We start from the raw sequence: 5,010 nt of genomic DNA, 5'->3' as shown, positions 1-5,010 counted from the left end.
TAGCTGATCAAGTATGAACTCTGTTGCTAATTCGGAACTTTCTTCTTCTGGATCGGAAATTTCTGTAATAAGAAATTGTAGCTTGTGATCTGTATTTGAAGCGTTTGAATGAACCGAGAATATGGAAGCTGAGGCCGACGGAGTATAGTAACCAAAATCAACTATTTTTATCGTAGCTATATTTGGTCGATAAAACATTTCGAGAAACTCTCTAATACATACTACCGACTGAGGTATGAGTCGGACACTACTCTGCTCTGAAGTCCGAGAAATCAGAAGTGGGGTAACAGGTGCGATTAAGGCATGACGGTGGCCTGGGAGCGATATTCGAAACCAGATTCCATCTCTCGAACCCTCATGCTGAGAAATACCGTTAAATCCAATTTCGCAATCGAGCTCGCGTATAACCTTCCAGAGATGGAATAGCACCTCGAGCCGCTCTAGCTTCTCAACATCACTCATCTCGTATCATCTCCTCAGAAAGGTCCATACGTGGCATAAGACCATCGAGCAGGGTAGCTGATGCGAGCTCTCGCGCTTCGGCTGGCGGACACGTTTTAAGCCACTCAATAATTTCCTCGTAATACGACTGCAATTCTTCGTGTAAGAGCTGCTTTGGAAATGGGGAATCAAGCACAACGCTCGCGCTGGCGAATAATAAAATTCCGATGTGCCCCTGCTTTTTTGAGAGAAAATGAATGATTGGAGCATTGGTGGGATTCATGAAGCTCCTCCCGACCGAAGCATCCCCTCACCCTTCTGCTCTTCCGTATCAGTTCTACGACGGTGCATTACTCGCTTACGCCAATGCGCCCTTTTATGATAACGGAACCAATACAGTCCGATTAAAAATGAGATGATCGGTATGCTCATTCCGATGAGGAGTGCATGACTCAGCAAAGGCTGCTCGCCTTCAGAGGGCTGTCTCTCATTACGGACAGGCTTCTGATACTCGTCCTTTCTGCCACCGAATTCTTGAACGGGAATAAAGGAAGTAGAAAGCTCGATTGGTTCTGCAACAACCTTTCCATTTTCCGAAGTCTCATCGATAGATTCTAAAGAAATAGGAATATTTTGAGACTTCGCTGAGGGAACACTGAGTTCACGAGAGTCCGTGCCAGAAATCAAGACCGCAATATTTTCAGGAGTTAGTCCTGCAGCGGCTGCAACTAATACTTGAATGTCCTCGTGCCGCTCCTGAAAACCTTGGTCTGTAATCAGCAACACACTCCCAGAAAATCCAGAATCCTCCTCTGTCGTCCTCCCAAAAATAGGATCAGTAGGGGGAAGATTGAGATGAACACGAGATTCAAGGACACCATTCAGCGCCATAAGGGTCGACTCAATATCACTAGCGAGAGCCCTCTCGTATTGAAACCGTTGCGTCTCACGGGTTGGAAGCATTCCGCTTGCAAGCTCTGAGCGAGTGGTGTCCATTCGTCGAAAAACTCTTGCATTGGAGAGTGATGACAGTGCTGAAATTGCATCTTTTCTGGCAACACTCAACGCCCAGCTTCCGTCTGACTGAAGATGCTTTTCAGCAGTAATTCCCTCTTGATGTAGCCTTGTAAGCAGACGATTCCCCTCCCCTTCAGTAAGATCGTGGAGGATAGTCTCCTTACAGCCTGATAGCATCAAAAAAGAAAATATGAATAGCCATCTCATACACTTAATCCTCATCGTTTTGCAGGCTTTGCATTTCATGAGAATTCGACACTTGCTCCTTGAGGAGTTGCAATGCCCGAGTATGCAGCCGAGAGGCCCAGGAACGAGTGATATTGAGCCGAGTTCGAGCAATCTCTTGAAGGGAAAGCCCTTCAAAGTAAAAAGCATAAATGAGTGTTCTTTCAGTATCGGGCAACTGGTCAATTAATTTGCAGAGGTGCTGAGATACTTCTCGTTCAAGCAGTTGTTTCTCGGAACAAGGAATCTCGTCCTGCTTATTGGTAATCTCTTCTTCGCAGTCGAGATAGTTCAGACGAAAAATAAGCGCGCCCTGCGCCGCAAATTCTAAGACCTCTGCCAGACCTTCATGAGAATCGGCCGCTGGACATCCTCTGGAGTGCCAAAAGTCATCAGATAGGACATGCGCCGCCTGCATCAGCTGTAATGCACGATACTCTCGCTTTGATTGCCCTGAGTCTTGGCGTATTTGATCAATAATTGCCCCCCGAACACGGAGATATGCATACTTCTCAAAGGGAACCCCTGTCTCGGTATCATACCGCGAAGCAGCTTCAACCAATCCAGAATATGCAGCACTCAGATAGTCATCATAAAAGTGAGGTGCTGCGTTAAACTTGACCATCAACTGCTTAACGACGATCTGGGCAAATTCCAGATAGTGCTCAGACCAATTTGACTCAGTAATGTTTTCCATTTTGACTTACGACACTCCCTTCACACTCGGAGTATCGTAGTGAGGAATTGAAAGTTTCCATTCAGGGGGGTTTTTTTCACTTTCCAGTCAGTGTGTCGAGGTCAGGGAACGAGAATCAGTCTGGAATCAATCACTTAACAATCTGATATTCGCTACAGAAAACGGCCATAGCTTGACAACCCAAGGAGGGAATCGATAGTGTTCCAACGCATCTCATAACAGTGTTCTGGAGAAAGACGTGATTGAAAAGGCTCAAAGGGAAGAAAGCTGGCCAGATGAAGGACCGGTAAGAGAGGTTGCTCAAGTATTTGAAGCCGCTCTCACTCACCCCCAGACAGGGGAGTCCCTGCTCGTTGGGAGGTTTTTGCATCGCAACTTCTTCACAGTAGAAACTGACCAAGAAGGACTCTATCTCGTCTTCGTAAGTTCTTATCCACCCGAAAGCCAACCTCTCCGAGGAGGATTTGAGGAAGTCTATCGCTGGGATGAAAAATTTAAATTTATTGATAGTCGAGGATTAAAGCGATACGCGAACGGGGATCGCTCACAGTATTCTCCAAAGATGGAGGCTGAAGAAGTTCTAGAAAAACTTGTTGAGAAAAATCGAATTGCTCCAACGAGATATGACTTGAGAAAAGAATTATCGACAGATGAGAGATGTGATTTCCCTCGGATGATAAATCTGGCTTCGCACGATTTTCCCCAAAAGGACTCTCCCTACCAGAGTGAGGAGCCCTACCAGAGTGAGGAGCCCCACCAGAGTTAGGAGCAGCTTAGGGGCAACAGACAATACGACGGTCGTGCGAAATGCGTCGTCCCGCGCAAAAAATCGCTGCCCGCTTTCAATCCTTCCGAAAAAAGAGAAAATCATTGAGTTCCTCCTCAAAGTAAACTACAAACCATGCTCATCGAAAAACGTACTACGGGAGACTCAGTAGATGGCGAAGCTCTATTTTCGATATGGAACCGTTAGTAGCGCAAAGACACTTAATCTTCTCGCTGTTGCACATAACTACCGGCAGCAGGGCAAACATATCCTACTTATCAAACCACTGCTGGATACTCGATTTAGTGAAAAGAAGATTAAGTCGCGAGCCGGATTAGAACAGACAGCAGATCTGCTCGTTGATAGCACCACAGAACTTCCACTCAAACAATTTGACCGCTATGACTGCATCCTTGTTGATGAAGTCCAATTTATCGCGCCCTCAATAATTGATCAGTTGCGACATGCAGCAACTCACATGCGTGTTCCTGTTATCTGTTACGGTCTTCGGGCAGACTTCAGAACAAATGCTTTTCCTGGTTCACAGCGACTTTTTGAGCTGGCAGATAGTATTGAAGAGATTAAAACCACATGCGCATACTGTGCGAAGAAAGCAATCATGAATCTGAAGCACAAAGATGGAATAGCGACTCTTGAAGGACCTTCCGTCGATCTTGGAGCTGAGGAGAAGTATTTTCCTGCGTGCTATGGCTGTTATGAGCACGCGTTAGGCGAGGGTCGTGCATTAGAGTCGAGTACCGTTGGTCTACAAGTCCTTTCTCAGAAAATAGCGAACTCATAGGCTCTCTTCGTTTTAATAGAATATATGACAAATCATGAAACACATTGTTCTCTTTGATATTGATGGAACATTGCTTAGAGCAAGAGGAATTGGAGAAAACGCTTTCAAAAAAGCATTCCAGGATGTTTTTGAGATGACACCCTCGTGGGAATCAATCAATTTAAATGGAAGGACAGATCCGGATATTATCGATGAAATCTGTCACTTGATGAATGGTAAACCTCAGACGAGCCGTGAGAATGAGCGTCTTCAAGAACGGTTTATTGCGCATTTTCAGACCATGATTACCCATCATGAAAATTTTACACTCTTACCAGGCATTGAGTCGCTACTCACAACACTTTCTCGTGAGAAAGATATTGTTCTTGGAATAGAAACGGGAAACCTGCAACCTACAGCACACATGAAGCTAGCACGAGGAAATATCCACTCTTATTTTCAAACGGGAGGATATGGAAGTGATTCAAGAGATAGAAAAGAAATTGTGCGTATCGCCATTGAACGTATTCAAGCACAGTCCGCTTTCCCCACAGAGTTTTCTGTCACGGTTATAGGCGATTCTGTCAATGATATTCTAGCGGCAGAGGCAAACTTTGCACGCTCGATTGGAGTCTCAACGGGCGGCATCACGTTCGAAACATTTACAGCGAAATGTACCCCGACACTTCTCTTATCCGACTTAAGTGATACCGATAGTATCGTATCATTTATAAAAGCCAGTTAATGTCTCCTCGTCTTACTTCACATGCCATATCTTGCTATCGCAAGACTGACTCCCTATAGTAATGCGGAATACTAATGGGTCGGCAGTCATGCAAAAAAAAATTCTCATATTCATAGTCGCCTATAATGCTGAGAGCACTCTCTCGTGGGTACTCGATCGGATTCCCCGAGATCTGCTTACTCCAGAAAATGAGATCCTCGTCATTGATGATTCATCAAAAGACAAAACCTACGAAGTAGGGCTGGAATATCAGGATCTGCCAGAAGGCATCAAACTGACGGTCTTACGCACACCCATAAACCAGGGATATGGTGGGAATCAAAAATTGGGGTACCGCT

General features: G+C 45.3%; 8 protein-coding genes. 4 read left to right on the top strand and 4 right to left on the bottom strand.

Annotated features, from left to right (window positions below; translation table 11 throughout):
* From EBR25_12275 to EBR25_12260, 4 genes are all read right to left on the bottom strand, one after another.
* Positions 1–462 (bottom strand): hypothetical protein (locus EBR25_12275; protein NBW41760.1); only part of this gene is annotated, 462 nt, incomplete at its 3' end.
* Positions 455–724 carry a hypothetical protein gene (locus tag EBR25_12270; protein ID NBW41759.1) on the bottom strand — a complete coding sequence of 90 codons (270 nt, stop codon included), beginning with the start codon at positions 722–724 and terminating at the stop codon, positions 455–457. The genes EBR25_12270 and EBR25_12275, both read right to left, overlap by 8 nt.
* The gene (locus tag EBR25_12265; GenBank protein NBW41758.1) at positions 721–1,833 is read right to left on the bottom strand and encodes a hypothetical protein; all 1,113 of its coding nucleotides are present in this window, start codon (positions 1,831–1,833) and stop codon (positions 721–723) included. Before EBR25_12265 ends, EBR25_12270 begins: the two co-directional genes overlap by 4 nt.
* Complete coding sequence (locus tag EBR25_12260; protein NBW41757.1) at positions 1,670–2,380, bottom strand: sigma-70 family RNA polymerase sigma factor; 711 nt, start codon at positions 2,378–2,380, stop codon at positions 1,670–1,672. The genes EBR25_12265 and EBR25_12260 overlap by 164 nt, the downstream gene beginning before the upstream one ends.
* 238 nt (positions 2,381–2,618) lie before the next feature.
* Here EBR25_12260 and EBR25_12255 point away from each other — a divergent pair, with 238 nt between their 5' ends.
* The 4 genes from EBR25_12255 to EBR25_12240 all read left to right on the top strand — a co-directional run.
* Positions 2,619–3,146 carry a hypothetical protein gene (locus EBR25_12255; GenBank protein NBW41756.1) on the top strand — a complete coding sequence of 176 codons (528 nt, stop codon included), beginning with the start codon at positions 2,619–2,621 and terminating at the stop codon, positions 3,144–3,146.
* 172 nt (positions 3,147–3,318) lie between these two features.
* Positions 3,319–3,948, top strand: coding sequence for a thymidine kinase (locus tag EBR25_12250; GenBank protein NBW41755.1), 630 nt, complete (start codon positions 3,319–3,321; stop codon positions 3,946–3,948).
* Positions 3,949–3,982: 34 nt separating this feature from the next.
* Entirely contained in the window at positions 3,983–4,672 is a 690-nt protein-coding gene (locus tag EBR25_12245; GenBank protein NBW41754.1) for an HAD family hydrolase, read from the top strand.
* Between the two features lie 88 nt (positions 4,673–4,760).
* On the top strand, positions 4,761–5,010 hold a 250-nt coding region (locus tag EBR25_12240), incomplete at its 3' end, for a glycosyltransferase (GenBank protein ID NBW41753.1).

It is taken from the genome of bacterium (assembly GCA_009926305.1).
GTDB lineage: Bacteria > Bdellovibrionota_C > UBA2361 > UBA2361 > RFPC01 > RFPC01.
This window is presented reverse-complemented; position numbering and strand designations above follow the sequence as displayed.

Excerpts from the sequence above, each read along its gene's own strand:
- EBR25_12270 (NBW41759.1), bottom strand. The coding sequence starts at position 724 with ATGAATCCCACCAATGCTCCAATCATTCATTTTCTCTCAAAAAAGCAG.
- EBR25_12265 (NBW41758.1), bottom strand. The coding sequence starts at position 1,833 with ATGCTTTTTACTTTGAAGGGCTTTCCCTTCAAGAGATTGCTCGAACTC.
- EBR25_12260 (NBW41757.1), bottom strand. The coding sequence starts at position 2,380 with ATGGAAAACATTACTGAGTCAAATTGGTCTGAGCACTATCTGGAATTT.
- EBR25_12250 (NBW41755.1), top strand. The coding sequence starts at position 3,319 with ATGGCGAAGCTCTATTTTCGATATGGAACCGTTAGTAGCGCAAAGACA.
- EBR25_12245 (NBW41754.1), top strand. The coding sequence starts at position 3,983 with ATGAAACACATTGTTCTCTTTGATATTGATGGAACATTGCTTAGAGCA.